The sequence below is a fragment of the Pseudanabaena sp. Chao 1811 genome (assembly GCF_027942295.1).
Taxonomy (GTDB): Bacteria; Cyanobacteriota; Cyanobacteriia; order Pseudanabaenales; family Pseudanabaenaceae; genus Pseudanabaena.
Map to the genome: position 1 here is coordinate 2,706,890 of NZ_CP101416.1, position 25,964 is coordinate 2,732,853.

28 protein-coding genes are annotated in these 25,964 nt (G+C 43.2%); 10 read left to right on the top strand and 18 right to left on the bottom strand.

Features of this window, described 5'->3' with window-relative positions; all coding sequences use genetic code 11:
* Window positions 1-29: 29 nt before the first annotated feature.
* The 5 genes from murB (at window position 30) to surE (ending at window position 4,466) form a co-directional block, all read left to right on the top strand.
* A complete protein-coding gene (murB, locus tag NMG48_RS12465) occupies window positions 30-926 on the top strand; it encodes a UDP-N-acetylmuramate dehydrogenase (protein WP_271251855.1) in 897 nt (298 codons plus the stop codon).
* A gap of 166 nt (window positions 927-1,092) precedes the next feature.
* The gene (gene psbA / locus NMG48_RS12470; RefSeq protein ID WP_271251856.1) at window positions 1,093-2,175 is read left to right on the top strand and encodes a photosystem II q(b) protein; all 1,083 of its coding nucleotides are present in this window, start codon (window positions 1,093-1,095) and stop codon (window positions 2,173-2,175) included.
* Between the two features lie 233 nt (window positions 2,176-2,408).
* On the top strand, window positions 2,409-3,032 hold the full coding sequence (gene hisH / locus NMG48_RS12475) for an imidazole glycerol phosphate synthase subunit HisH (RefSeq protein WP_271251857.1): 624 nt from the start codon (window positions 2,409-2,411) through the stop codon (window positions 3,030-3,032).
* Window positions 3,033-3,070: 38 nt separating this feature from the next.
* Window positions 3,071-3,586 carry a DUF2808 domain-containing protein gene (locus NMG48_RS12480; RefSeq protein WP_271251858.1) on the top strand — a complete coding sequence of 172 codons (516 nt, stop codon included), beginning with the start codon at window positions 3,071-3,073 and terminating at the stop codon, window positions 3,584-3,586.
* An 85-nt stretch (window positions 3,587-3,671) separates the two neighbouring features.
* Window positions 3,672-4,466, top strand: coding sequence for a 5'/3'-nucleotidase SurE (gene surE, locus NMG48_RS12485; protein WP_271251859.1), 795 nt, complete (start codon window positions 3,672-3,674; stop codon window positions 4,464-4,466).
* Here the strand turns inward: surE and NMG48_RS12490 are convergent.
* The 3 genes from NMG48_RS12490 to NMG48_RS12500 all read right to left on the bottom strand — a co-directional run bounded on the left by NMG48_RS12490 (window position 4,443) and on the right by NMG48_RS12500 (window position 6,681).
* A complete protein-coding gene (locus NMG48_RS12490) occupies window positions 4,443-5,960 on the bottom strand; it encodes a UbiD family decarboxylase (protein ID WP_271251860.1) in 1,518 nt (505 codons plus the stop codon). The two genes, surE and NMG48_RS12490, sit on opposite strands and share 24 nt — an antisense overlap.
* Window positions 5,961-6,037: 77 nt before the next feature.
* Window positions 6,038-6,409, bottom strand: a complete 372-nt coding sequence (locus NMG48_RS12495; RefSeq protein WP_271251861.1) for a clan AA aspartic protease — start codon at window positions 6,407-6,409, stop codon at window positions 6,038-6,040.
* A complete protein-coding gene (locus NMG48_RS12500; protein ID WP_271251862.1) occupies window positions 6,406-6,681 on the bottom strand; it encodes a hypothetical protein in 276 nt (91 codons plus the stop codon). The genes NMG48_RS12495 and NMG48_RS12500 overlap by 4 nt, the downstream gene beginning before the upstream one ends.
* Window positions 6,682-7,206: 525 nt before the next feature.
* On the opposite strand from NMG48_RS12500, the gene NMG48_RS12505 reads away from it, so the two are divergent.
* Window positions 7,207-7,956, top strand: a complete 750-nt coding sequence (locus NMG48_RS12505) for a hypothetical protein (protein WP_271251863.1) — start codon at window positions 7,207-7,209, stop codon at window positions 7,954-7,956.
* A gap of 141 nt (window positions 7,957-8,097) precedes the next feature.
* On the opposite strand, the gene NMG48_RS12510 is transcribed toward NMG48_RS12505, so the two are convergent.
* Window positions 8,098-8,418, bottom strand: a complete 321-nt coding sequence (locus tag NMG48_RS12510; protein ID WP_271251864.1) for a tetratricopeptide repeat protein — start codon at window positions 8,416-8,418, stop codon at window positions 8,098-8,100.
* A gap of 68 nt (window positions 8,419-8,486) precedes the next feature.
* Between NMG48_RS12510 and NMG48_RS12515 the strand changes: the two genes are divergently transcribed.
* A complete protein-coding gene (locus NMG48_RS12515) occupies window positions 8,487-9,899 on the top strand; it encodes an IctB family putative bicarbonate transporter (protein WP_271251865.1) in 1,413 nt (470 codons plus the stop codon).
* A gap of 195 nt (window positions 9,900-10,094) precedes the next feature.
* Here the strand turns inward: NMG48_RS12515 and thiO are convergent, their stop codons facing one another.
* The 6 genes from thiO to NMG48_RS12545 form a co-directional block, all read right to left on the bottom strand.
* Window positions 10,095-11,123, bottom strand: coding sequence for a glycine oxidase ThiO (gene thiO, locus NMG48_RS12520; RefSeq protein WP_271251866.1), 1,029 nt, complete (start codon window positions 11,121-11,123; stop codon window positions 10,095-10,097).
* Window positions 11,124-11,220: 97 nt separating this feature from the next.
* Window positions 11,221-11,871 carry a class I SAM-dependent methyltransferase gene (locus tag NMG48_RS12525; RefSeq protein ID WP_271251867.1) on the bottom strand — a complete coding sequence of 217 codons (651 nt, stop codon included), beginning with the start codon at window positions 11,869-11,871 and terminating at the stop codon, window positions 11,221-11,223.
* A 218-nt stretch (window positions 11,872-12,089) separates the two neighbouring features.
* Window positions 12,090-13,373: a phosphopyruvate hydratase gene (gene eno / locus NMG48_RS12530; RefSeq protein ID WP_169361913.1), complete on the bottom strand. Its 1,284-nt coding sequence runs from the start codon at window positions 13,371-13,373 to the stop codon at window positions 12,090-12,092.
* Between the two features lie 173 nt (window positions 13,374-13,546).
* A complete protein-coding gene (locus tag NMG48_RS12535) occupies window positions 13,547-13,915 on the bottom strand; it encodes a cyclic nucleotide-binding domain-containing protein (protein ID WP_271251868.1) in 369 nt (122 codons plus the stop codon).
* A 204-nt stretch (window positions 13,916-14,119) separates the two neighbouring features.
* Entirely contained in the window at window positions 14,120-14,554 is a 435-nt protein-coding gene (locus NMG48_RS12540; protein ID WP_271251869.1) for a DUF6918 family protein, read from the bottom strand.
* Window positions 14,555-14,588: 34 nt separating this feature from the next.
* The gene (locus NMG48_RS12545) at window positions 14,589-15,332 is read right to left on the bottom strand and encodes a TIGR00297 family protein (protein WP_271251870.1); all 744 of its coding nucleotides are present in this window, start codon (window positions 15,330-15,332) and stop codon (window positions 14,589-14,591) included.
* A 121-nt stretch (window positions 15,333-15,453) separates the two neighbouring features.
* On the opposite strand from NMG48_RS12545, the gene NMG48_RS12550 reads away from it, so the two are divergent.
* The gene (locus NMG48_RS12550; protein ID WP_271251871.1) at window positions 15,454-16,086 is read left to right on the top strand and encodes a DUF1361 domain-containing protein; all 633 of its coding nucleotides are present in this window, start codon (window positions 15,454-15,456) and stop codon (window positions 16,084-16,086) included.
* Window positions 16,087-16,117: 31 nt separating this feature from the next.
* On the opposite strand, the gene NMG48_RS12555 is transcribed toward NMG48_RS12550, so the two are convergent.
* From NMG48_RS12555 to serS, 6 genes are all read right to left on the bottom strand, one after another.
* Window positions 16,118-16,690, bottom strand: coding sequence for a Uma2 family endonuclease (locus NMG48_RS12555; protein ID WP_271251872.1), 573 nt, complete (start codon window positions 16,688-16,690; stop codon window positions 16,118-16,120).
* Between the two features lie 81 nt (window positions 16,691-16,771).
* On the bottom strand, window positions 16,772-17,173 hold the full coding sequence (locus tag NMG48_RS12560) for a hypothetical protein (protein WP_271251873.1): 402 nt from the start codon (window positions 17,171-17,173) through the stop codon (window positions 16,772-16,774).
* A gap of 56 nt (window positions 17,174-17,229) precedes the next feature.
* Window positions 17,230-18,468 carry an adenylate/guanylate cyclase domain-containing protein gene (locus tag NMG48_RS12565; RefSeq protein ID WP_271251874.1) on the bottom strand — a complete coding sequence of 413 codons (1,239 nt, stop codon included), beginning with the start codon at window positions 18,466-18,468 and terminating at the stop codon, window positions 17,230-17,232.
* 256 nt (window positions 18,469-18,724) lie between these two features.
* Window positions 18,725-19,267 (bottom strand): carboxymuconolactone decarboxylase family protein, encoded by a 543-nt coding sequence (locus NMG48_RS12570; protein WP_271251875.1) that lies wholly within the window; start codon window positions 19,265-19,267, stop codon window positions 18,725-18,727.
* A gap of 181 nt (window positions 19,268-19,448) precedes the next feature.
* Window positions 19,449-20,120 (bottom strand): L-threonylcarbamoyladenylate synthase, encoded by a 672-nt coding sequence (locus NMG48_RS12575; RefSeq protein ID WP_271251876.1) that lies wholly within the window; start codon window positions 20,118-20,120, stop codon window positions 19,449-19,451.
* 45 nt (window positions 20,121-20,165) lie between these two features.
* Window positions 20,166-21,440: a serine--tRNA ligase gene (gene serS, locus NMG48_RS12580; RefSeq protein WP_271251877.1), complete on the bottom strand. Its 1,275-nt coding sequence runs from the start codon at window positions 21,438-21,440 to the stop codon at window positions 20,166-20,168.
* A gap of 187 nt (window positions 21,441-21,627) precedes the next feature.
* Here serS and cysS point away from each other — a divergent pair, with 187 nt between their 5' ends.
* A complete protein-coding gene (gene cysS / locus NMG48_RS12585; RefSeq protein ID WP_271251878.1) occupies window positions 21,628-23,070 on the top strand; it encodes a cysteine--tRNA ligase in 1,443 nt (480 codons plus the stop codon).
* A gap of 79 nt (window positions 23,071-23,149) precedes the next feature.
* Window positions 23,150-23,548 carry a DUF4253 domain-containing protein gene (locus NMG48_RS12590; protein WP_271251879.1) on the top strand — a complete coding sequence of 133 codons (399 nt, stop codon included), beginning with the start codon at window positions 23,150-23,152 and terminating at the stop codon, window positions 23,546-23,548.
* On the opposite strand, the gene NMG48_RS12595 is transcribed toward NMG48_RS12590, so the two are convergent.
* Together NMG48_RS12595 and NMG48_RS12600 are read right to left on the bottom strand one after the other, a co-directional pair.
* Window positions 23,545-24,843 (bottom strand): DNA cytosine methyltransferase, encoded by a 1,299-nt coding sequence (locus NMG48_RS12595; RefSeq protein ID WP_271251880.1) that lies wholly within the window; start codon window positions 24,841-24,843, stop codon window positions 23,545-23,547. The two genes, NMG48_RS12590 and NMG48_RS12595, sit on opposite strands and share 4 nt — an antisense overlap.
* 187 nt (window positions 24,844-25,030) lie before the next feature.
* Complete coding sequence (locus tag NMG48_RS12600) at window positions 25,031-25,957, bottom strand: ABC transporter permease (protein WP_271251881.1); 927 nt, start codon at window positions 25,955-25,957, stop codon at window positions 25,031-25,033.
* Window positions 25,958-25,964 lie beyond the last annotated feature (7 nt).

Sequence of the window (25,964 nt, forward strand, 5' to 3'; positions counted from 1 at the left end):
CTTTTCTATCATTAGAACTAAATCTTTCTATGTCTATCGATTTACTAGACCAACCGCCAATCCGCGCTCATGTCTCCCTTGCAGGATTGACATCGATGAAAGTTGGAGGGGCGGCTGAATATTTCATCTCGCCCCGTTCTGCCGATGAGTTGGCGGCTAGTTTGGCATGGGCAAGTGATTGCCAGTTACCGATCACAATTATTGGTGCAGGCAGCAACCTTCTAATCAGTGACGATGGTTTAGCAGGGCTAGTAATTTGTACTAGACATCTGCGGGGCATCGAGTTTGATGAACAAACTGGACAGGTTACTGCTGCCGCAGGTGAGCCTGTTGCTCGTTTAGCCATGCAAGTGGCAAGTCATGGTTGGGCTGGCTTTGAATGGGCAGTTGGTATTCCGGGGACTGTGGGTGGATTGGTAGTCATGAACGCAGGGGCGCAGGGCGGATGTGCGGCTGATTGTGTTGTGGAGGTGCAGACAGTGACATTAGCTGGTGAAACTAAGCTAATTTATCCAAAGGATTTGGATTTTAGTTATCGCACTTCAGCTTTACAAGAGTCACCATATCTAGTGACAGGTGCAACCCTCAAATTTCAAACTGGTGGTCAGCCAGAGGCGATCGCGGCGGATACTGAAGCAAAACTCAAGGCAAGGCATACTACCCAGCCATACCATTTACCCAATTGTGGCAGCGTGTTTCGTAATCCTCTGCCCCAATTTGCTGCCAAATTGATTCAAGATGCAGGATTGAAAGGCTATCAAATTGGTAATGCCCAAATTTCGGAGTTACACGCTAACTTCATCGTTAACCTTGGCAATGCAAAAGCCCAAGATATTTTCAGTCTTATAGAACACATTAAAACTGTAATCAGCGATCGCTATGGCGTGGTACTGGAAACCGAAGTAAAGATGCTCGGTAATTTCTAATCACATCTGAATATTGAGGGGTTGCCAAATTGCTTATTCACCTATAGATAGATTTAAGATTCTAACTATTTACAATACTCAACACTTACCCTAATCTAATTAATAAGCGCAAGCTTACATATAAATTTTCATAACTTATTCATTCCCAATAGGATTATTTGCAATCATGACAACAGCAGTACAAAGACGTGAAAGCGCGTCACTGTGGGATCAGTTTTGCAATTGGGTCACCAGCACCGAAAACCGCCTCTATGTAGGTTGGTTCGGCGTAATCATGATCCCTTGCTTACTCGCAGCGACCATTTGCTTCGTAATCGCCTTCATCGCAGCACCACCCGTTGACATCGACGGTATCCGTGAACCAGTAGCAGGCAGCTTGCTATTCGGTAACAACATGATTTCTGGCGCAGTTGTACCTTCCTCCAACGCAATTGGCCTGCACTTTTACCCCATTTGGGAAGCAGATAGCCTTGACGAATGGCTATACAACGGTGGTCCTTACCAATTGGTAATTTTCCACTTCTTGCTCGGAATTTTCTGCTACATGGGACGTGAATGGGAATTGTCTTACCGTCTCGGTATGCGTCCTTGGATCGCAGTAGCATACTCCGCACCCGTAGCAGCAGCAACCGCAGTATTCTTGATCTACCCAATCGGACAAGGATCATTCTCTGACGGTATGCCTTTGGGTATCTCTGGTACTTTCAACTTCATGATCGTATTCCAAGCAGAGCACAACATCTTGATGCATCCTTTCCACATGTTGGGAGTAGCAGGTGTATTCGGCGGTTCCTTGTTCAGTGCAATGCACGGTTCCTTGGTAACCTCCAGCTTGATTCGTGAAACCACCGAAAACGAAAGCCAAAACGCAGGCTACAAGTTCGGACAAGAAGAAGAAACCTACAACATCGTTGCAGCCCACGGCTACTTCGGTCGCTTGATTTTCCAATACGCTTCTTTCAACAACAGTCGTCAATTGCACTTCTTCTTGGCACTATGGCCAGTAGTCGGCATTTGGTTCACCGCATTGGGTGTAAGCACAATGGCATTCAACTTGAATGGCTTCAACTTCAACCAATCAATCGCTGACAGCCAAGGTCGTGTAGTACCTAGCTGGGCAGATGTAATCAACCGCGCAAACTTGGGTATGGAAGTAATGCACGAGCGCAATGCTCACAACTTCCCTCTCGATTTGGCTGCTGTTGATGTTGCTCCTGTTGCTATGAGCGCTCCTTCTATCAACGGTTAATCTTCGAGATTAGTTTTTAAAAACAAAAAAGCAACCCCTAGGGGTTGCTTTTTTGTGCTTTATGATCGCTTAATTAAAGAATCAAGGAAGCACAAACTTCTTGTCATACCAAATCAAAAAAGTGTAGCTACACTTTTTTGATTTGGTAACAAAACCTAGTATGGGTTTTGAAATAAAGAAATGGCGTAGCCATTTCTTTATTTGGTATCAGATTATTAATTAGGAGTAATATCATGCCAGTTGTGGCAGTGATCGACTACGACATGGGCAACTTGCACTCAGCCTGTAAGGGATTAGAGATTGCAGGGGCAACCCCAATTGTTACTAATGATCCTCTAGAACTATCTAACGCCGATGGTATTGTTTTACCGGGGGTGGGATCTTTTGATCCCGCAATGCATAAATTAAGGGCTAATCATCTAGAGCAACCAATTAAGGATGCGATCGCTTCAGGTAAGCCTTTTTTAGGAATTTGCTTAGGGATGCAGATCTTGTTTGAAAGTAGCGAAGAGGGACAAGAATCAGGATTAGGCATTATTCAAGGTCAGGTCAAAAGGTTTATTTATGAGCCAAATGTGACAATTCCGCATATGGGTTGGAATCAGCTAGCGCTTACTCAAGCTGACTGTCCACTTTGGCAGGACTTGGGCAATAGTCCTTGGATGTATTTTGTGCATTCCTATTACACTGCGCCTGTTGATAATAGGGTGACTGCGGCAACGACAACCCACGGTAGCCAAACTGTGACTGTGGCGATCGCTCAAGATAATGTCATGGCAGTGCAGTTTCATCCTGAAAAATCATCCACTGACGGGATACATTTACTATCAAACTTCGTCAGAATGATTAGTGCGTAGCATAATAGTAAAGTCTTGAGAGATTTATGAAGATCCAAATGATCAAAAAACTGGGTATTGTTTCTTGTCTAGCTGTGGCTTGTGCTGTAGTTTCGCCCTCTGTAGTTCGCGCCCAATCCAATGCAGGATTTATTCTATTTGGTGGAATCAAAGATAATGCACTTGACTATTGCCTTGATAGTGGCAGTAGTGGCCGTAGCGATCGCTATTACCTAGAAGTTAAACCACAAAAGTTTAAAGTTTCTGAAGTTATTATTACCTATCCTGATCATTTCACTGGGAGCTTTGATACTTCGGATATCAAATTGCGCGTAACCGATCAATGTCGTGGGGGCAAAGATTTAGAGCTTGAATCGGTAACTTGGGATAAAGAAACTCGCCGCCTTACGATCATCCCTAAAGAAGCAATTCCTTCTAAAACAGCGCTGAGAGCTGTTTTATCCAATGTGCGAAATCCAGACTATAGCGGTTTTTATCAATTTGATGGCAGAGTTATGCGTGCTGATGTACCAGTACCTGTGTATGTTGGATCTTGGGTCATCACCTTGGACTAAAAGTATTCCTAAGCTGACAGGAAATGAGAAAGGGGACGCTTAGCGTCCCCTTTCTCGATTATTTAAATATTGTGCAAATTGAAATATGAATATTCTTATTAGTAATGATGATGGCATTTATGCTCCTGGGGTAAGAGCTTTAGCTGAGGCACTTAGCGATACTGAACATCGGATTACGGTGGTTTGTCCTGACCGTGAGCGCTCGGCTACTGGTCATGCGCTAACTTTGCAGGAGCCTTTACGAGTTGATCAAATTTCTGGTATCTACCCCCAAGGTATTGAAGCTTGGGCTTGTTCAGGTACACCTTCGGATACGGTGAAATTAGCACTCGATGCGCTGCTAGTCGAGCGCCCCGATCTAGTCTTATCAGGAATTAATAGGGGCGCAAATTTGGGGACTGATGTTTTGTACTCTGGTACAGTATCGGCAGCAATGGAAGGTGTATTAGAAGGTGTACCAAGTATTGCCTTTAGTCTTTCTAGCTTTACGCATTTGGACTATAGTGCGGCAGCGAACTTTGCTAAAAAAATGGTACAGGCGATCGCCGATTATCCTCTTGAAGAACCCATTTTATTAAACGTGAATATTCCTGCGATCGCTGAGGAAGATATTTGTGGTGCTGTGGTTACTCGCTTAGGTATTCGCCGCTATCGTGATCAATTTGAAAAGCGCATTGATCCACGCGGTAAAACTTACTATTGGCTATCGGGTGTGATTATTGAAGAGGAAGCAGAGCCAGATACTGATATTCAAGCGATTAGAGATAATTACATCACGGTTACACCGCTTAAATATGATTTGACCTACGCTGCTGCTATGCCGTTTATGAACACATGGACAGATAAATTAGCCCATTTAGCGAATTTCGTAACCAAATAAATTGGGGTCGGCGGCATCGAGCTTAATATCCGCTAAGCCATACTCAGCCCAACGTCTTGTGACCATATCCGCCACATCAGGATCGCTCTCTAAAGGATCGCCCCAATCGCGATCGGTTTCAGGATAAATTTTGGTTGTAGCGTCAATACCCATGCGTCCGCCCAGCCCTTCCTTCTCGCAAGCAAAGTCGAGGGAATCGAAGGGATTGTCGGGCAGAATAAATACATCGCGGGTGGGGTCAACCTTGGAACTGAGCGCCCAAACCACTAAACGCGGATCACGAATATTAATCGTATGGTCAACGACGATCACAAATTTGGTGTAGGTAAACTGAGGCAAGGCACTCCAAAAGGCAAGGGCAGCGCGTCTAGCTTGACCGGGATAAGCCTTTTTGATGGAAATAATCGCTGCCTTGTAGGAAAGCGCTTCCATTGGTAGGAAGAAATCGGTGATTTCTGAAACTTGTTGGCGGAGGATGGGGGTATAGATGCGATTTAGGGCGATCGCCATCATTGCTTCTTCCTTGGGAGGCAAGCCGCTAAAGGTGGTGAGATAGATCGGATCTTTACGATGGGTCATGCAATGGAAGCGAATCAGAGGCGCTTGATCATTAATACCGCCGTAATAGCCCATGTGATCGCCAAAAGGTCCATCGGTTCCCACTTCATGGGGCGTAATCGTTCCTTCCAAAACATATTCCGCACAGGCAGGAACTTCTAAATCGAGGGTTTTACATTTGGTAAGCTGTACGCCTTCATTACCATAGAGTCCCGCAAAAATCCATTCCGATAAATCTACAGGAATCGGTGTTGCGGCTGCCATGATTAAGACTGGATCGACTCCGATCGCGATCGCAATTTCTAATTTCTTGCCCGCCTCAGTCGCCTTGCGTAAATGCCTTGCGCCACCCCGCACAGATAACCATTGCACCGTCATCGTATTTTTGGACTGCTGCTGTAAACGGTAAACCCCCACATTCGGAATCCCATTCTCAACATCCTTAGTAATCACTAGCGCCAGTGTCACCGCCCTTCCACCATCTTTAGGATAGGGTTTGAGAATGGGAATCTGATCGAGATTCACCTCGTCACCTTGCAATACTATTTCTTGACAGGGTGCATTCCCAAATAGAAGTTTTTGTGGACGGGATTTGACCACATCAAAGAGAATCTTCCCAAATTCGATCGCCTGTGAGATTTTCTTCGGCGGCTTCGGACTTTGTAGTTTGCCTAGTTTCTCACCAAGAACTTCTAATTCTGATTGTTCTTTCATACCCATTGCCCAGCAGACGCGCTCTACTGTCCCCAACAAGTTCACGGCAACAGGTACGTTATAACCCTTGACATTCTCAAATAGTAGTGCAGGACCTCCTGATTGCAGGAGACGATTGCTAATTTCGGCAATTTCTAACTGGGAATCAACTTGGGTTTTGACACGATGTAGTTGTTTGCGCTCTTCGAGCAGTTTGAGAAACGATCGCAGGTCACGGGTCATAGGGCTATGGGGAATGGGCAATTAGTCAGTACCCTATTGTAACTAAATGTTACGTTTATTACCCGCTAATCATCTAACTAATTCAAGGCTTCAAGTGTAACGCGCCCGCCTTCAACTGCCTCAATCTGAAGTTTAAAACCATACAACAAACCCATCCCCACTAATGGATCTGCCTCAGAAGCTGCCACATCAATAATTTGCTCTTGCCCATCCCAGATTACAGAAGCTTTGTATATTTCAAAAACAACTTCGCTTCCATCGCCTAATGTGCCAATATCTCGGTAGTACCAAGGCAATCCAAGATCTGTAATCACAGAAAGCGGTAAAGATAAAAAGCTAGTGAATCCTGTGTCAATTACAGCATCAAGAGCTATTTTAGGTGAGCCGATGCGACCGACTGCGACTTTGATAATTGCTTCACAATTGTTATTGACAAAACCGAACATCATACGGTCTTTCTTAGGTTGCGACTGCCAAAACGGAAGACTGCTCTATGTCCAATCCGTATCACCCAAGGCTGAGCATCGGGGTTTCGTTCATAAAGTTTATCCACCGCTAAGATCGGTGAATTGGCTAGCTCAAAATCTCCAGTCTCAATGTCAATAGCAACTATTTTGCCATGATTACCTACTTCGACCTGTGGGCGTATCTGAGTTTGATAAATTAGATCGCCTCGTTGGGCAAATTCTTCTTTGCTATAGCGTGGTTGACGAACTGCCATAAATGTTAATTTCTCTTGATCGCTGCCTTATCTAGCATTATAACTGACCAGAAATTGCTGCAAATACATTGATTTCATTAGAACAAAACCAAGGTGCGTTACATTTCATTAACGTACGCTACAAGATCATTGGCGTTGCACATATTCATAATGATATTTAAATATTTAAATTTAAACTTCTTACCCAGCAATCATTTCAGGATAAATTTTATGTGTACCTACCTTCGATCATTATGAATATGTGCAATGCCAGATCAGCGATCGCACTAATATAACTTTTATATAACTTTTATATAACTTTTAAGGATTGCTTATACTCAATAAAAGTGAGATTAATCTATTATTAAGCTGTGTAAGATTTCATACCAAAAAAAATGAGACAACTTTAATGATTTCTTTAAGAAAAAATATTGAATTAGATTTATAAGTATCATGGATTAAATAAATTTTTCTAATCATTTTTGAATCATTTTTTGTAGTAACTATCCGTTTAACACCTTAAGCAGTCACATAAAAGAGGATTTAATGAAGACTAAAATATTTACTGGTACTACAATTGCACTATTGTCTAGCTCTATGCTTAGTGCAATTCCTGCGATGGCAGCCTCAATTACAAACGGTGGCTTTGAAGCTGGTTTTACGGGGTGGACTACTGTAGTTCAGCCAAACTCAAATGGCAATTTATCTATTACAGGTGGCGGAACATCTCCTATATCTGGAGCAAGGATTCCTAGTCCATCAGAAGGCACTAAATATGCTGTTACAGATCAATTTGGTCCTGGTTCATATGTACTCTACCAAGATATATCTTTAGAATCTGGAGCTAATGCTTTATTGTCTTTTGACTGGTTTGCTCAAGGTTATGCTCCACTCTCAACTACACCAAGCCCTGCTGGTTCAACTGATTTTACGGTTGCGCCGAATGAATTCTTTCGGGTTGATGTGGTTTCTGCTGGATTTAATAGCTGGTTTGGCTCATCAACCGCAGGGGTTTTGGCGACAATTCTGAATCCAGTAAACCAAGGTAATCCAGTTAATGGCTGGACAAAAACTACCTATAACCTGAGTGCCTTTAATGGTCAAACTATCCGCTTAGCATTTAGAGAAGTTGACAATCAAGGAAACTTCCAAGCTGGCGTAGACAATGTGTCTATTAATTCAAGACCAGTTCCAGTACCTGCAATTCTTCCTGGAATGGTTTTAGCTGGATTGTATATAGGCAAGAGAGTGTTAAACCGCAAATCTGCTTTGAGTTCTACTAAAGTATCTTCTTAGTAATTAAACAAAGCTTGAATTGTCACGTAAATTAATTACTTTTTGGAGTCACAAAAAATTTGTGGCTCCATTTTTTATAACTTCAGTAGTCTATGAATCTAAAACAACAAAGTCAAAATTTAGCTATGACCCCTCAACTTTTTACAAACCCAAATTTTTCGCATATTCACAGTCAGCATTTGCGCCTTCAGCATCGCCGAGCTTAGCCTTTGCCATGCCGCGATTAAAATAGGCTGGGGCAGCATCAGGAGCTAACTCGATGACTTTGCTGTAATCCTCGATCGCCCCTGAATAGTCCTTAATCTCTGAGCGATCGTAGGCACGGTTGTAGTAAGCCTCCGCATAATTGGGATCGATCTCGATCGCTTCGGTATAGTCAGCGATCGCCCCAGTATAGTCACCATTTTCCGCGCGTTCCATGCCGCGATCATTGTAGGCTTCAGCAGAATTTAGTTTTTCCATTTCCTTTTTCCTTTGCCATCAAGATGTCAAAATAACTTTACCGTAAGTTCAAATATGCTGATTGCTCTATGAATTCCAAGCTCAAACTACCGATGCCCAAGTTTTTGCAAACCCTGCAATCATGGTGGCTCAGCAGCCAAGCTAAATTTTTTCAAATAATTAGCCCATTGCAAGCATGGCGCGAAGGTAGTCGCTTGTTAAGTGCTAAATTTTTGGGCGGATTGCTAGTGGTGATGCTCGCGACTTTGCCCTTTTTAGAAAATGCTCAGACAGGGGTAATCGGAGCAGCCGTAGCGATCGCATGGTTATTACTATGGCTTAGCGATCGCCGTGAGGAGGATCAAACAGTACCGATTTGGACGGCTATACATACACCTTTGATTGCCTATTGGGCGATCGCTTTAATTGCCACCTTACTATCACCCGTAAGGGTAGCGGCTGCCGATGGCATGGTGAAGCTCACGCTATATATGCTTGCCTTTGTGTCGATGAGTCGGTTAATGCGCTTGGGATGGCGATCGATTTTCATTGCCGCATATTTAGGCTCAGCATTAATTGCCAGTGCCTATGGTGTGCAGCAATGGTATCTCGGCGCACCCGAACTCGCCACATGGACAGATCCCACTTCCGAAACGGCAGGCGTGACCCGTGTTTATAGTTTTCTGGGTAATCCTAATTTATTTGCGGGTTATTTAATGCCAGCGTTACCGTTGGGCGCGATCGCTGCGATTCATTGGCGTGGTTGGGGCTTGAAGGCGTTAGGAATTATTACGGCAATTTTTGGGGCATTTTGCATTACGCAAACCCAGAGTCGGGGTGGACTTATGGGCTTAGCGGCGGCAAGCTTAACGCTAGTTTTGTTATTAGTATATTGGTGGGGCAAGCGGTTACCGAAGTGGACTTTTCCTACGGTTTTTGGGGGTATGGCTGGGGCGATTGCCTTGGGAACTATTCTCGTTCCCACTTTACGCAAACGGGTGTTTAGCATTTTCGGAACCGATGATAGTAGTAATGCTTTTCGGGTCAATGTTTGGCAAGCGGTTTTCAATATGATTAAGGCTAAGCCAATCTTAGGCATTGGTCCGGGAAATAAAGCTTTTAATCAAATCTATCCGCTTTATCAGCGATCAGGATATAGCGCCTTGGGTACTTATTCTGTGCCATTGGAAATCACCGTGGAAACGGGGATTGTTGGTGTGATTTGCTATGGTTGGCTAGTTTTTACAGTCTTCCGTCAAGGTTTACTGGGATTAAATCGCTTGAGAAGCGATCGCGATTCGAGTGGTTTATGGATTATTGCGGCGATCGCGACTTTAGTGGGAATGCTCGTTCATGGTTTAGTCGATACAGTCTGGTATCGCCCCCAAGTGCAGTTACTCTGGTGGCTAGCGATCGCCATTATCACTAGTTTTTACATCACAGGGACGAAAGCTGAAACCAAAGAGGAAGAAGTTTTGCAAGAAGATGGAACTGAGTATTGAATTAATGATTTAAGTAACTCAGAAAATAAGGAACCAATTTTTGGTGGTGTGGAGAAGCTGCACCACTAAAAATCTAGTTCTTTAACGTTAGTTCGACGAAGGCAAAAAATGGTAAAAATTGCTAAGCGATTTTTACCATTTTTTGCCATTTGCGCTGCGCGAAGCGCTGCGCAAATAGCGTTATCGAACTCACCTTTATTGGAGAATAGGGTCTTTAATGCCTTCAATAACAAAATCAGCGATTAATTTAGCCGTGATTGGTGCAAAGAGAATGCCATTACGATAATGACCTGTTGCTAAAATCAAGTTTTCATAATCACTTGCGCCTAAAATCGGAATTTCATTAGGCGCATGGGGACGGAATCCCCACCATGTCTCGGTAATAGGCATATTTGAGATCGCAGGATAAACAGCGATCGCTCTATTCAATAATTGGGCTAACCCTGCGGCGGTATTTCCCTGTGAAAAGCCATTGTCTTCAACCGTTGCACCAATGACAATCTGTCCGTCCTGACGTGGCACGATATAGCAGCTTGGTGCATAAATTACGCGCTGCAACTGCCGATCACGATCAAAAACAGACAACATTTGTCCCTTAATCGGTTTAACGGGTAAAGGCAATAGCGATCTCGTCCATGCACCTGTCGCCAAAATATAGCGATCGCCCTGCAAGTTCCCAACACTAGTATCGAGATGTATAACTCGCTGAGCATCGCGCGCAATTTGATATACCGTTACCCCTTCTAGGATTTTGATCGATAACGATTGTGCTGTGGTTAATAGGGCTTTGGCGAGTTTGCGATTATTGACCTGTCCATCTTCTGGCAACCAAAGAGAACCTAAGACAGATTCTCCTAAACCTGATTGTCGTTTACGGGATTCTTCACGATTGATATATTTGGGATGCTGCGAAATTATTTGGTGATCGCTTTCTTCGAGACTGGGGGCAATCATGCCGCAGCACCAATAGCCGCAATCTAGACCTGATAAGCGCATCAGATTGGCAATCCATTTGGGATACATATCACGGCTGCGAATGCCAAAGTCTAGTAGCGTCCCTTCAAGGCGTTCTGCTTCAGGTGCTAACATTCCTGCTGCCGCCCATGTTGCACCCTTTCCGCAAATCTCGCGCTCAATGACAGTAACATTTGCCCCCTTTTGGGAAAGGGCGATTGCTGTCGCCAAGCCAATAATGCCACCACCAATCACTAAAACGTCAGTCATTCCATTTCATCCTTTTACTTCTTACCTCACGTTTTGCGTGACGTAAGTACCTATCCTTCTACTTAGATATATGCCACATACAAAGCATGGGCATATGCTAATCACAACGAGTTGCTACTACAGCATAAAACGGATCGCTGCTAGCCATACCAAGCATTGCTAAAAATGGTGAACTTGGTGGTACATTTGCCACTAATTCTGGTTTTGTAAATCCTTTGGGAACAGAGGCGAAATATTTATAGACTAGTTTTGTGCGATCGCTTTCGGAACCATCACGCCATGCCTGAATTGCCTTTTGATAAAACATTCGATTGGAGAAACTAATAATTGCAATTCCCCCAACTTTGAGAATGCGATGAATCTCGGCAAAAATGGCTTCGGGATATTGCAAGTACTGGACTGAGACAGTGTTTAGCACCGCATCAAAGGATTGATCGGCAAAGGGTAATAATTGCTGTTTGTTTAGGTTTTGGACAAAATAATGATTTAAACGTGGATTTTTGGCTAGTTCCTCAGCATTGAGTCCATGCCCTTCAATATGTGCAAATTCCATTTCTGGTGGCAAGTGTGATACCCAACTACTCATTAGGTCAAGAATGTGTGTATTGGGCTGCAAGCGCTGGCGATATAGCTCCGTAAGCTGCTCAATAAAGCGATTATCTACATGGGTGACAAAGCGTGGATATTCATAAAATAGTCCATCGTCGGAGTTATCAAGCTTTGTGCGTTGTTCAGAAGCAAGTTGCATGGTTGTTTAGCGGGATAGATATCAACATAGGGTCTAAATATAAAAAACGTGAGTTCGATAACGCCATTTGCACGGCGCGAAGCGCCGTGCAAATGGCGAAAAATGGTAAAAAGGGAAGTAGATGTACCACTTCCCTTTCTATTTGTTTCTATAGCATTTTTTAGTCTATTGAAGTAAGTATTTGTGTTCCTGTCTTTAGTGAACACAAACTCTGTAACTTAGCGAGAAGGACCTAAACCAACAGCACCAGCGTATACTGCTTGGCTGCCAAGTTCTGCTTCAATTCTGAGTAAACGGTTGTACTTAGCAACGCGCTCACTACGGCAGAGAGAACCAGTTTTGATTTGACCTGCGCGTGTGGCAACGGCAAGATCAGCGATCGTGGTGTCTTCAGTTTCGCCAGAACGGTGACTGATCACTGAGCGATAACCATTACGGTCTGCGGTTGCGATCGCTTCTAGAGTCTCGGTCAAGCTACCGATTTGATTAAGCTTAATCAAGATGGCGCTAGCACAACCTTCACGAATACCACGCTCTAGACGAGTCTTATTGGTTACAAACAGGTCATCACCAACTAACTGAGTGTTGGTGAGTTGATCGGTCATAGCTTTCCAACTAGCCCATTGATCTTCTTCCAATCCATCTTCGATGGAGACGATGGGATATTTGGAGATCAAACCTTCGTAATAGTTAACGAACTCTTGGGGACTGAGGGTCTTGCCATCGATCGCATAGTTACCATCTTTAAATAGCTCATTAGATGCTACATCTAGCGCTAGAGCCACTTGTTCCCCAGGTTTATAACCTGCTTTGGTGATTGCATCGATTAGCAATTCTAGAGCTGCTTGATTGGACTCAAGGTTAGGGGCAAATCCACCTTCATCACCCACGGCAGTTGATAAGCCCTTTTCATGGAGTACGGAGCTAAGAGCTGCGAATACTTCTGCACCGTAGCGCAAAGCTTCCTTAAAGGTGGGTGCGCCTACAGGCACAATCATAAACTCTTGAATATCAACGTTATTATCAGCGTGAGCGCCGCCATTAAGAACGTTCATTAGAGGCACAGGCAATACATTCGAGAGAGGATTGCCTAGATAGCGATACAAGGGTTGTCCGATCGCTTTAGAGGCTGCCTTTGCTGTAGCAAGGGAAACCGCCAAGATTGCATTTGCTCCAATGTCAGATTTGTTTGGTGTGCCATCACGTTTGATCATGATGCGATCGACTAATTCTTGATTTAGCGCATCGACCCCCTTTAGTTCGGGTAGAAGTTTTTCGTGAATATTGCGAACTGCGATTAAAACTCCTTTGCCACCATAGCGTTTTTTATCTCCGTCCCGTAGTTCGTGGGCTTCAAAACTACCTGTAGATGCACCACTGGGAACCTGTGCGAGACCGATTGCGCCGTTGGCAAGTTTGACTTCCGCTTCAACGGTTGGTTTACCACGCGAATCGAGGATTTCTCGTGCAGCGATCGCAATGATTTCTGTTCCTTTAGTCACTGTGAACTATTCCTTGTAATGATTAAGTGAAACTATTCGCAATAATCTTACAGTTTTGCGATGCCCCATTTCTCAAATGTTAGGTTTTGATTAAAAAAATTGACAAATTTTGCATTTACTCCATTGATCTGTAACCTTTAAATCACACTTATTGCCATGAAATTATCATAAAGTTATTCAATTCCCAAAACTAGAGCATCAAGCTTTCTAATTCTTTCAACCATTATCTTCATCACGCTAAGCGAAAAATATGGAGTTTGTTGCACTAAAAAAGTAAAGCGTTTCTCATCAATCGGAACCAACTTACATTCTGTTTTGGCGATCGCTGTAGCACTTCTTGGGGAGGCGCTGATGAGAGCCATTTCTCCAACAATGCCACCAGCACCAGTGATATCTAGCAATTTACCATCTATAGAAATTTCTACTTCACCTTCAAGCACTACATAGATGTGATCGGCGATCCCACCTTTTTGGAAAATCACTTCACCCTCTGGAATTGTAATGAAGTTTTTTTCGTTTTTAAATAAATCAATCGTTGTCAAAATATAGCTCCGTTTTATTATTGCTTTATCTGAAAATGCATAAACACAAAGTTCATTTACTTATCATGATTTGAGATGGCCGCCGCAAAGTTAAGGAACAGTTAACTTATAGCGCTTTATGCTCAAACCCAAACCAAGAAAATTTTTAAAAGCGTTGCGAAGCAATACTTTTAAAAATTTTCTTATAGTTCTTTTGATCGAAAGCTACTTAGCATATTTACCAATTATCTCCGCCAAATCTGGAACCGCGTCTTCAACATGTTTCTTGGCAGAATCACGAAATTTCTCATAGACTCCTCTCACCAGTTGAATCTTAGTATTTTTTGCCTTTGTATCAGTAACAGCTAACAATGCATCTGCGGTGCGAGACTTATTTGCTTTCAGATATTCTACAGGTTCACCTTGTTGGAGCCCCTCTGCCCAAATGGGATCAATTTCGGTAAAGCATGGTTGCGAGAGTGAATCAACTACACTATAGATATAATTGGGCTTAAGCCCCTTGAGCGCAGCAAAGGCGGTTTTGAGCGCGATCCCACTCATGCCTGTTTTGCTAGCTAGTTGTGCATCGATCATCTCGCAGCATTCTTGGACAATTAAGGCTTTGTTATCAGGGGTTAACAGATCTTCACTTAGTCCCATTGCAATTCTTCCAAACATCAAAATTCGCCGCTTATCATCTCACAATTGCGGCAGTCAGAACCGCGATCGCTGCACCGATGGTCGTATTGATACCATTAACGAGTTCATTGGTGAGCCAGTCATACTTTTCTTGTAAGGTTGCACCAATAAGACTTTCGATATTTGTGGCAATGAAGGCAGCGATCGCACACCAAAGCAAATCCCAAGGACTCGCTAATAGACTCACCGCCCAGCCAATTGCCGCGATTAAGAGTGAACCAATGATCCCTGCGATCGTCCCTTCGAGGCTGACAGCACCTTCAGTCCCTGCGGGGACAGGCTTAAGCGTGGTAATCAAAAATGTACTTTTGCCATAAGCCTTGCCAATCTCGCTGGCGGTTGTGTCGGCAAGCTTGGTACTGAGGCTAGCAACATAGGCGATTAGCCACAGAGGACTTGGCGCGATTGCATAGCCAATTGCACAAACTGCACCTGTTGCTGCCGAACCCCATAAATTTTCGGGACCTCTTGCCCCGTCGCGTTTTTCGGCAATGCCTTTAGCTTCTTTGATGTCCTTGCCAATGCGAGTTACCCCAGAACCCACGATCAGATAGCTTAAAATAACGACATAGCCTTGCCATCCTAAACAGCCCCAGATCACAATCCCTAAAATCCATGCATGGTAAATTCCTGTTGTGGTTAAAACTTTGCGAGGTAAGAGTAGGGCGATCGCTCCCAGAAAAGTATTTAGGGCGATCGCGATCAACCAACCCTGTGAAATGGGGAAACTATTTATCATGGCAGTCAATCTTAGAAAAATGAATAAGTAATAATTAGCGCTAAAAGCAAAGGTTTATTTCCGCGCCAAAGGCTTGGAAATAAACACAACCCTATATTCAACATACTACGGAGTAAAAATAATGACAGAAGCATTTGCACAGTTTTTAGGAAATTTTCGGTGGATGGGGTGGAACTTATTTCTTGCCATAATTCCTTGTGTACTTAGCTTTATCTTATTTACGAAGCGATCGCCAAAGCGCTTACCTAAAAATGCTATGTGGTGGTTAGGGCTAATAACTTTTATCCTATTTCTGCCCAATGCCCCTTACATAATTACCGATATTATTCATTTTGTGGATGATGCACGTACACCTGAGATTTCCGATAATGGTGTGATTTTTCTGATCATCCCTCAATATACTATCTTCATCCTATTGGGCTTCCAATGTTATGTGCTCTCTTTGATCAAACTTGTGCAGTACCTAGGCTGGCTGAAGCTGATTAGAAATATTACTTTTATGGAAATCAGTATGAACTTTATCTGTGCCGTTGGTGTGTATTGGGGAAGATTCAATCGCTTAAATAGTTGGTATGTACTGACGCAACCAAGGAGAGTTTTGGAAACAGCCATTAGCAATCTCGAAAATCCCAATTTCTTCTTTGGCACGATCGTATTTTTTATAATCTTTACAAGTCTCTACTACGTTTTTAAATGGATTAATTTAGCGATCGCCTTCTACTGGCACAATCGATCCAATCAAGTTTCTGCATAAAAAAAGGGACGCTTTGCGTCCCTTTTTAATTCTAACTCTTTGTAAAAATCAGTAAGTTAAACACATCATTAACAGATAACTGCCAATCCTTCAGTATCCCCAACATTGGCAAAATATCATTACCTTGATAACTATCAAACTCGTTAGTACTAAATGTCAAAATTTTTCTCTCATTCGGTGCAATAAGCCAACCTAATTTTGAACCGTGCTTTAAAGCAAATCTAATTTTGTCAATTATTAAAACTGTTGACTGATCAGGTGAAAGAATCTCAATAACCCAATCAGGCGCAATTTCGATTCTATCTAATGGTTCATCATACTCATCAAGAGGAATATTTTGCCACTCAAACACTGATATATCTGGCACAATTGAGCGCCCACCAAGGGTACAGCGTAATTCACAAAATGCTGAGACCAAGCAATTAGGCTCACCACGTTCATTAATTAGTGATGCAAACTTGGTCTGTAATCTGCTGTGTTTACCCTGTGGCATTATTTTTTGATAGATTTGACCGTCAATAAATTCATTTGCGGGTTTAGTCTCTGGCATTGCCAAAAATTCTGTAAGAGAAAGCTTTTGGGGATTTGATAATGCGATCGCCATTGTTGATCTCTCCACATCATGAGGAAAATCTACATCAAAATATCAACTTTGTTGCATATTTGTACATTTTATTTAATCAAGTTATTTAATCAAGGATTCCCCAAAAGTCCGAATTGTCGGTAAAGTATCCGTAAACCATCCCAACCCTAAACCTGCACCAGCAATCAGGGCAAGTACAAAGAAATTCCAACCACGATTATTCATAAATGCGCGGAGTTCAGTTCTCGCCACATACATCAGCATTGCCCAGACCACGCTAATGCCAAGGGATAATGCAAATTGCTCTTTTTTGATAAATACAAAAATTACTGCCGCGATCGCCCAGCCCACTGAAAATAGCCACTCTGCACCAAAGGCGATCGCCCCCGCAGGAATCCAAATCCGCCAATCAGCTTTATGAATCGATAGCAACCACCCATAAGCAATATAACCAACTAATACAAGAGCTAGCGACAATATTGGCAGTTTTCGTAAAGTACGCATATCTTATATCTCCAGAGCAATAACTTTTGCATTTTTCAAATGAACGCTTGCCTATTTTATGCCTTTATCCCTTTAATTAGATACATATCAATCTCCCCCATATTTTTCGCTAAAATCTTGCCTCGATGTTCCACATCAAAGGAATCTTTAACTAGCTCATAGGTTGCTTGGGAAATATTAATTTGACCAGCCACTCCCGACGATTCAATTCTAGAGGCTAAATTAACTGTATCGCCCCAAACATCATAGACAAACTTCTTTTTACCAATCACTCCACTTAGTAATTCACCTGAATGAATCCCAATGCGCGTATCCCAATAGGGTAGATTTTGCTTTATTTTATGTTGTTTGCGTAATTCCATAAACTTCTGAATTTGCAAAGCTGCAATCACCACATCGAGAGGATGGGTACGATTTGGTTGCGGAATACCACCACAGCACATATAGCTATCGCCAATTGTCTTCAGCTTTTCTAATCCATATTGCTCGATAATGCGATCGAAGTAAGAGAAACAGTAATCTAACTCCTCAACTAAACTCTCAGGAGTCATTAATTTTGCTATTTTAGAAAAATTCTCAAAATCGGTAAAGAGAATGGTTGCGGAAGGATGATAAACGGGATTTACCCTACCTGTAGACTTTAGTTCATCGGCGATTTGGGCAGGCAAAATATTCAGCAAAAGATTGTCGGATTTGAGTTTCTCCTTCTCAATTTCTGAATAGAGTAAGTTTAAATCTTCAAAGGAGTTAGCATTACGAATTGCCGATGATAGCTGTAGGGCTAGTAAATAGCCAATGCGGAGATCTTCTTGATTATAAGCCTGCGGTCGTGTAGAGCCAAAAAGAATAACTCCTAGAATTTTTTTGGAACTCTCAAGGGGCAAAATAATTTGTGAAGTATATTGATTAAAAAAATCCGCAGGATTAGCCTGCTTAATTAGCTGGGCTTGACCAGTTTTCAGAGCTTTATGAAAACTATTATTGTTAGTAATGCGCGATTCCTGAAATTCTACAGGAGCACCAATTAGCTTAATAAATCTACCCGAATTATCTTTGAGGAGATAAACACTCAGATGCTCAAAGTCCAGTAACCATTTAGCTTGCTTACCAACAACGCGCAATATTTCATCAAGGTTAAGGGAACGATTAATTGCGGTCGCCACTTCATTTACAGCCGCAATTCTTACGGAAAGGGCTTGAGCTTCTGCTAGAAGACTGCGGGCGGTTACTAGAAGTTCTTCTCGATCTAAGTGTTCAAGTTCTTTCCCATTAGAGAAGTTTGGTGAAGAATTCATTACGAAAGACATTCTCCCCAATAGAGGTATTGCAATTTATTTGTCATCTTTTGACATCTCTAGCCGTTTTCACATAAGCAGGTGCTCAGAGCGTGTTTGAGAAGTTTTTTACCCCCTCTAACTCCCCCTTTCAAGGGGGAGAATTCAAGTTTCCCCCCTTTCAAAGGGGGGATTAAGGGGGGGGGAAAGCAGAAATTTATGCTAGATAGGAGACTTCTCAAACACGCTCTCATTTGAAAACGTCTAGCTCCTCATTTTATAGAGCATCAATTTCAAGAGCGATCGCATCGGTATAGCGATTCACGCTAGAGAATAAATCTGCGGCAGCAACAATCTCAAAAATCTCTGAATCATCTAACCCAAAGGATCGTAGCTTTTGGTAATGGGACTCATTGAGTGCAAGGGGATTTGTCCCTGCTAATAAACCAAACTGAATTACAGCTTTTTCTCGCTCTGGTAATGGGCAAGCATCAAAGTTAGAAACCAAAGTAGACAGAACTTCTTCGCTCATGCCTAAGGCTGACAATCCGTGTAAATGGACTTTAAGACCATAAACACTATTGTTTGCTTGAGAAATGGCAACCCCTACCATTTCCTTAAGGGTACGTGGCACATCACCTTGGAGAATCGTTGAGCGAAATTTTTTCCAGTTCGCTTCGAGGATATCGGGATTAATTGCCATCGACTTAAAAATATTAGGAATAATGCCAAATCCTAGTTCTGACAAAATTTGATCATAGACCTCTTTGACTTTAGCATCGGTCACTTGGTCATATTCAACAATCGGGAAATGAGTCATATCGAAAATTTATCTTTATAAAAACTGTTTGATTGCAACACATGAAAACTACCTGACAAGCCTTAATACATCCCTTTTCTAAGCATAACAAAAATTTCACTACCCCTGAGATAGACAAAATGCTTAAAGATTTGCGATCGCAGATTTGATTTTGCCTACGGCAAAGTCAAATCTGTATTACCTAAAAAGGGGCCACCCCTAATCCTTGACGTAACACGCTTGGATTGAGATCATCGGTTAAATCGAGGATGGTGGAGACTTCGTAGCTATGATCGGAGCCATCATCAACGATGAAATCTACTAGTTTAGAAAAGCGATCGAATAGTTCCATCTTTGGCAATTCGCACACATTACGTTGCTTAGCATTTTTGGACTGATGGCTAAAATCCTCTTCATCGATATCATCTTCCGTCAGGTTTGCCGATGTGGAGATAATGGGATTTCCCAATGCTTCGATAATGGTTTGAGATACGCCATGATCGGGAACTCGAATCCCTGTAGTTTTACGTTTAGGATTTAATACCAACTTCGGCACAAGTTTTGTGGCTGGCAAAATGAAGGTATAGGGACCAGGAACTAGACTTTTCATAGTGCGATAGTTGGCATTAGAAACGATCGCATATTCCGCAATGTTCGACAGAGAAGAACAGAGAAATGTCAGTGGTTTATCGTTTGACATTTGCTTGAGTTTGCGAACACGTTCTATTGCTGACTTAGACATCAAATCGCAACCGATCGCATAGACTGTATCCGTCGGATAGAGCATAATCGCGCCATCGCGTAAAGCATTCACGATCTGAGTGATCGTCCTTGCTTGGGGATTGTCTGGATGCAGTCGATGGATGGTTGCCATAGTTGAGCCTTGGATAGTTCTCTAGAAAAACACGCTATGGTTTCTCTAGAGGTATTGTCTGTTAAGTAGAGGTTGTAGCACTTCAGGAATTAAGACGCTTCCGTCGGGTTGCTGATAGTTTTCCAGAATTGCAGACATGGTGCGTCCGACTGCCAATCCTGAGCCATTGAGGGTATGTAGAAATTCCGTTCCCTTTTTGCCCTTACTCTTAAAGCGAATATTGGCGCGTCTGGCTTGGAAATCGAGGAAGTTCGAGCAGCTAGAAATCTCGCGATAGGTATTTGCGGAAGGTAGCCATACTTCAAGGTCATAGCACTTGGCGGCGCTAAACCCAATGTCACCAGTGCAGAGTTCCAGTACACGATAGGGAAGTTTCAAAGCTTGCAAAATTGATTCTGCATCACGTACCAATTTTTCATGCTCTTCCACCGATTTTTCAGGATGCACGAACTTAACCAGTTCCACTTTGTTGAACTGGTGCAAACGAATCAGACCTCTGGTATCACGTCCATAACTTCCCGCTTCGCGACGGAAACAGGGGGTATAAGCGCAATGATGAACTGGTAAATTTTCTTCATCAAGGATCTCATCTCGATACAGATTGGTAACTGGAACCTCCGCAGTTGGAATGAGCCACAGTTCATCTTCTGCACATTTGAATAAATCTTCCGCAAACTTGGGTAATTGCCCTGTGCCTGTCATGCTTGCCGTATTCACCAAAAGTGGCGGCGCAACTTCCACATAACCATTGGTGGTATGGGTATTCAGCATGAACTGGATTAGGGAGCGTTCGAGGGCGGCTCCTGCACCAATAAGATTCACAAAACGGGTTTGAGCAATTTTAACGGCACGTTCAAAGTTGAGAATACCTAGCTTTTCACCAATTTCCCAGTGCGGCAGAATATCGGTGCGTGTAGTCTTATATTCATCACCCCAACGGCGAATTTCTACATTTTCGGTTTCATTTGCGCCGATAGGAGTAGTTTCACTCGGCAAATTGGGCAAGGTCATCAAGATGGCATTGCTTTCTTCACGCAACGCTCTTTCCTTGGGTTCTAGCTCTGCGAGTTGTTGTTTGATTTCGGGCGATCGCGCTTTGAGTGCTTCAATTTCGGCGGCAGGCGCACCAGCTTTCATTTTGATACCAACTTGCTTACCGATGTCGTTGCTTTCGGCTTGCAAATGCGATCGCTGAGTTTCTAATGCACGAACTTCCTGCTCTAGTTCGACCAATCTACTAATGTCGTAACCTTTGCCTCGACTGTTGAGGCGAGCTTGCACCTGTTCGGGCTGCGATCGCACGAGCTTAATGTCTAACACGGACTTTTATTTACCTAAACGCACTCAAAGCATCATAACCCACTGCATTACAGTTAAGGCGATCGTAAATTTTTAATCTGTTTGCCCAGTAAAGCTATAACGTCAGGATAATTCATGCATTGCCCTGACGTTATGGCTTTACTGTATAATTACCTCGCGCCTAGATACTCAAGACATAGCCAAATTCATGACCCTTCGCCTTTACAACACACTCACCCGTCGCAAAGAAGAATTTATTCCCCTCGAAGCAGGGATTGTGAAAATGTATGTTTGTGGTGTAACGGTCTATGACTATTGCCATTTAGGTCATGCCAGAGCCTATGTAGTTTGGGACATGATTCGGCGCTATTTAGCCACCAAATATCAGGTCAAATTTGTCCAGAATATTACGGATATTGACGACAAGATTTTGAAACGGGCGTTAGAAAGAGAGACGACGATGCAGGCGATCGCCAATCAATATATCGCCACCTACGATGAGGACATGGCTAGGCTAAATGTTGAGAAAGCCGATGATTATCCTCGCGCTACGGAAACAATCCCTGAAATTATTGACCTCATTCAGAAGTTGATCGATCGCGATTATGCCTATGCTGCGGGTGGTGATGTCTATTACGCAGTACAGAAATTTCCTAGTTATGGAAAGCTATCAGGTCGCAAGCTCGAAGATATGCAGGCAGGTGCTAGCGGTCGCGTCGATGAGCAAGAAGAACAAAAGCGCTATCCCTTTGACTTTGCATTATGGAAAGCGGCTAAACCGAATGAACCATTTTGGGGATCACCTTGGGGAAAAGGTCGTCCGGGCTGGCATATTGAATGCTCGGCAATGGTGCGATCGCGTTTAGGAGATACCATTGATATTCATGCTGGCGGCTCAGATTTACAATTCCCCCACCATGAGAATGAAATTGCCCAATCGGAAGCAGCTTCTAATCAGCCTTTAGCTAAATACTGGATGCACAATGGGTTTGTGAATATCGATGGCGAGAAGATGTCCAAATCGCTGAATAATTTCACAACTATTCGCGATTTGTTTGGCTATTTCGATCCGATGGCAATCCGTTTATTTATCCTCCAAGCGCAATATCGCCAACCCATTGACTTTACCGAAGAAGCGATCAATGCAGCTACTAAGGGCTGGGAAACAATTCGCGATGGCATGTTATTCGCGGCGGATTTTGGTAAGCAATTAGGTTGGGCAAGTAGTGAAGTTCCATTAAGAGATGATGTTGCTAATGCGATCGCTTGTTTTGAAGAAGCGATGAATGATGACTTTAATACTTCTGTAGCGATGTCCCATGTATTTGAACTAGCCAAAAAATTACGTGCTGAGCGTAATTCTCTTTCGCATTCAGGCAAGACTGCTGCGAGTTCGGAAGTTCTCTTTCAAGATTGGCAAGCCCTTAGCTATATGACTAATGTTTTAGGGTTTGTGGCAAATATTAGTGATCGCCAAGTTCAAGAAGATGGTATCAGTGAGGTGGAAATTGAGTCTTTAATTCAGCAACGGATTGAAGCGAAGAAGGCGAAAAACTATAAAGAAGGCGATCGCATTCGTGATGAGTTAAAAGCTTTAGGGATTACCCTCGTTGATCAAAAAGATGGCACAACGCGCTGGCTCAGAGCATAGTGTAAAACCAGCTAGAGAATTGTTTTCCCGCCTTCGGCGGGAAAACAATTCTCTAGCATGAATTATGGGAGCAAAAAATATGGATAAATATCAACAGATCCGAGAAGTTGGTACAAATGGCGATAACTACGATCTGAGTACTGAAGATCTGATCGAACAGTTCCAATATTGGGATGCTCAGTATGGCATTGAATTGAGTGATATCGAATTTGATACGGTAACTGTGACCTTTAATGATTTGCCTGAGGACTTAACAGAGCTTGCCGTCGAAATTTATGAGTTCTGTCCAGATGTGATCGATCAACATTTTGGTTGTATGGCTGATGCGATCGCTGTTGCCGAAGAATTTAATCAGCCTCTATCGGACGAAATCCAAGTTTTGCTTAAAGATATCGATCTTACTGATGAGGACTATGGTTTTGAGCTACTCAAGCGATCATTAGAAATTAACAAGGCTGTGACACTATGGTGGGATTAATCACAAAGTACCTTCTTTTTGATTCGTGCCTCGATTACATGAGAATCAACGCCATATTTTTCTGCGGCTTTGGTCATTTTTAATCGCAACAATTCATCATTGATTAAATCTATCTTGTTGTGTGGCTGATCAAGATTCCCTCCAATTATCCACCGCAATTGCTGAGCAACTGCTCTGGCTAATAGAGGTGGGACGGAATTCCCAATCTGGCGAAACCCATGCCATTTTGTGCTGTGAAAGCGAAACCAATCGGGATAGGAATGTAATCTCGCCGCCTCGCGGACAGTAATGCAGCGTGGTTGTTCAGGGTGGATTGGACGAGGGGCAGTAAATGCTCCGCGATTGCTAGGTGTGCCAGCCCTGAGGGTATTACAGATACCTTGAGGAGCGAGTTTTAGAAAGCGACTAATTTTCTCGGTTTCTCCATTGGCTGTGGCGCGAAAACGAGCAATTGATGTGGGACAATGCGCGGTACTGATACTGGAAGTTAGTAATTGTGGATTATATATGCGAGGATAGGATAGATTGCTAGGTTCTGTCTGTAATCCTCGGAGGTATTCACTATAGATACTTCGGGGCTTGTGGTACTCGGCAATGCACCAATCATGATCTTGGAGTTCTTGGTATTTGGAAATATCTGGTAAATCGGCGATCGCATCACTTACAGTGGGGCTATCTGGTAAATGAGCAAGTTCTTTAGAAATGCGTTTAGCTTTAGCAGGTTTAGTGATGGGGGATGGGTAATTGGGAAGTGGTAAATCTTGACGACAGCCGACGAGAAATAATCTTTCGCGGTGTTGTGGTACGCCAAAATGAGAAGCATTTAGAACTTTATAAGGTTTGAGGATTTTATAGCCATTGTTCTCAAAGTTGGCAATTACTTCATCTACAAACTGACTATGATTGCCTACGGTCAAGCCCTTCACATTTTCCATCACAAAATACTTAGCTTGGAGTTCGATGACTAACCGCATGAAGTGTGACACTAACTCATTACGCGGATCGTCAAAGGCGCGTTTGCCCATTAGAGAAAAACCTTGACAAGGTGGTCCCCCAAAGACCACATCAACTTCGCGATCGCCTATTTCTGATTGTCGGCGAATATCATCCCCCGATATATCAGTAACACTGGCGCAAATTACCTTCCACATGGGGAAATTGTACTCATGGGTAGCACAATGGATGGGATCAATCTCTACCGCCGCAAGGACATCAAATCCTGCTTGCTCGAACCCCAATGTCATCCCGCCCGCACCCGCAAATAGATCCACCGCGATCGGTCGTTGATTTCCCATAGTCTATAAGACATCTATATATCAGCATCTAGCAATAGCCAATAAACCAATAGAGAGTTGCAGTGCTCTTTGCACTGCAACTCTCTATTGGTTTGTGTTTTTGTTCTAACATTACTGGCTATAGCTATAGATACACTATCCTATAGCGCTTTGCATAAAAAAACCCTGCATTGCAAGGCTTTTTTGTTTATTCATTTGTGCCTAAGGCTCCCGGTGAACCACTTAAAGTTCTACGGGGTGAACAGGTCGCGATCGTAATAATTAGCGTCATGATGTAGGGCGCAGCATTAAACAAGTACCGATAGGAGCTAATACCCACTGCCTGCAATGAAGGCCCGATCGCTTGAGCGCCACCAAATAACAGTGCTGCCCATAGACAATGGATCGGTTGCCATCTCGCAAAAATTACCAGTGCAACCGCCATTAAACCCTGTCCACTAGAAATACGTTCAGACCATAGCCCGGGGTAATACAGTGATAAACTCGCACCACCAATTCCTGCTAAGAAACTACCCGCCACGATCGCGCCAGTGCGTACACCCACAACGGAAATGCCCATTGCCCTTGCCGCGCTAGGACTGTCACCAACGGCACGCACGTACAAGCCCCAACGGGTTGAACTAAAGAACCACTGCATAATCGGCGCGATCGCAATGCCAATTAGTAACAAAGGACTAATTTTGAGAGCATCCTGCACCTGTGGGTAGCTACTCCAATTACCTAGCTCAAATACAGGTAAAGGAATCGCTTTGGGTTGAATAAATGCCTTGCCAAAGAAAAATGCAATCCCACTACCGAAGATAATCATCGCAATACCAACGGCAACATCACTGACCCTTGGCCGCTGTGATAACCAAGCATGAATTAATCCCAGTCCGACACCAGCCAGACCTGCGGCAAGCACACCCAACCAAGGTGATTTAGTCAAATAGGAAACTGCATAGGCAGTCATCGCCCCTGTGAGCAATGTCCCTTCTAGCCCAAGATTGATTTTGCCAGCTTTTTCCGTAAGACATTCACCCAAGCTCACAAATAGAAATGGAGCGCTACCTCGGAACGTCCCTGCAACAATTGCCAGAGGCACGCTCATCCAACCAAGTGTATCGTCTGTCATTGTTTGT

Bases quoted from the DNA above. Each gene is read 5' to 3' on its own strand.
- murB (WP_271251855.1), top strand. From the start codon at position 30: ATGTCTATCGATTTACTAGACCAACCGCCAATCCGCGCTCATGTCTCC.
- psbA (WP_271251856.1), top strand. From the start codon at position 1,093: ATGACAACAGCAGTACAAAGACGTGAAAGCGCGTCACTGTGGGATCAG.
- hisH (WP_271251857.1), top strand. From the start codon at position 2,409: ATGCCAGTTGTGGCAGTGATCGACTACGACATGGGCAACTTGCACTCA.
- NMG48_RS12480 (WP_271251858.1), top strand. From the start codon at position 3,071: ATGATCAAAAAACTGGGTATTGTTTCTTGTCTAGCTGTGGCTTGTGCT.
- surE (WP_271251859.1), top strand. From the start codon at position 3,672: ATGAATATTCTTATTAGTAATGATGATGGCATTTATGCTCCTGGGGTA.
- NMG48_RS12490 (WP_271251860.1), bottom strand. From the start codon at position 5,960: ATGACCCGTGACCTGCGATCGTTTCTCAAACTGCTCGAAGAGCGCAAA.
- NMG48_RS12495 (WP_271251861.1), bottom strand. From the start codon at position 6,409: ATGATGTTCGGTTTTGTCAATAACAATTGTGAAGCAATTATCAAAGTC.
- NMG48_RS12500 (WP_271251862.1), bottom strand. From the start codon at position 6,681: ATGGCAGTTCGTCAACCACGCTATAGCAAAGAAGAATTTGCCCAACGA.
- NMG48_RS12505 (WP_271251863.1), top strand. From the start codon at position 7,207: ATGAAGACTAAAATATTTACTGGTACTACAATTGCACTATTGTCTAGC.
- NMG48_RS12510 (WP_271251864.1), bottom strand. From the start codon at position 8,418: ATGGAAAAACTAAATTCTGCTGAAGCCTACAATGATCGCGGCATGGAA.
- NMG48_RS12515 (WP_271251865.1), top strand. From the start codon at position 8,487: ATGAATTCCAAGCTCAAACTACCGATGCCCAAGTTTTTGCAAACCCTG.
- thiO (WP_271251866.1), bottom strand. From the start codon at position 11,123: ATGACTGACGTTTTAGTGATTGGTGGTGGCATTATTGGCTTGGCGACA.
- NMG48_RS12525 (WP_271251867.1), bottom strand. From the start codon at position 11,871: ATGCAACTTGCTTCTGAACAACGCACAAAGCTTGATAACTCCGACGAT.
- NMG48_RS12540 (WP_271251869.1), bottom strand. From the start codon at position 14,554: ATGGGACTAAGTGAAGATCTGTTAACCCCTGATAACAAAGCCTTAATT.
- NMG48_RS12545 (WP_271251870.1), bottom strand. From the start codon at position 15,332: ATGATAAATAGTTTCCCCATTTCACAGGGTTGGTTGATCGCGATCGCC.
- NMG48_RS12550 (WP_271251871.1), top strand. From the start codon at position 15,454: ATGACAGAAGCATTTGCACAGTTTTTAGGAAATTTTCGGTGGATGGGG.
- NMG48_RS12555 (WP_271251872.1), bottom strand. From the start codon at position 16,690: ATGGCGATCGCATTATCAAATCCCCAAAAGCTTTCTCTTACAGAATTT.
- NMG48_RS12560 (WP_271251873.1), bottom strand. From the start codon at position 17,173: ATGCGTACTTTACGAAAACTGCCAATATTGTCGCTAGCTCTTGTATTA.
- NMG48_RS12565 (WP_271251874.1), bottom strand. From the start codon at position 18,468: ATGAATTCTTCACCAAACTTCTCTAATGGGAAAGAACTTGAACACTTA.
- NMG48_RS12570 (WP_271251875.1), bottom strand. From the start codon at position 19,267: ATGACTCATTTCCCGATTGTTGAATATGACCAAGTGACCGATGCTAAA.
- NMG48_RS12575 (WP_271251876.1), bottom strand. From the start codon at position 20,120: ATGGCAACCATCCATCGACTGCATCCAGACAATCCCCAAGCAAGGACG.
- cysS (WP_271251878.1), top strand. From the start codon at position 21,628: ATGACCCTTCGCCTTTACAACACACTCACCCGTCGCAAAGAAGAATTT.
- NMG48_RS12590 (WP_271251879.1), top strand. From the start codon at position 23,150: ATGGATAAATATCAACAGATCCGAGAAGTTGGTACAAATGGCGATAAC.
- NMG48_RS12595 (WP_271251880.1), bottom strand. From the start codon at position 24,843: ATGGGAAATCAACGACCGATCGCGGTGGATCTATTTGCGGGTGCGGGC.
- NMG48_RS12600 (WP_271251881.1), bottom strand. From the start codon at position 25,957: ATGACAGACGATACACTTGGTTGGATGAGCGTGCCTCTGGCAATTGTT.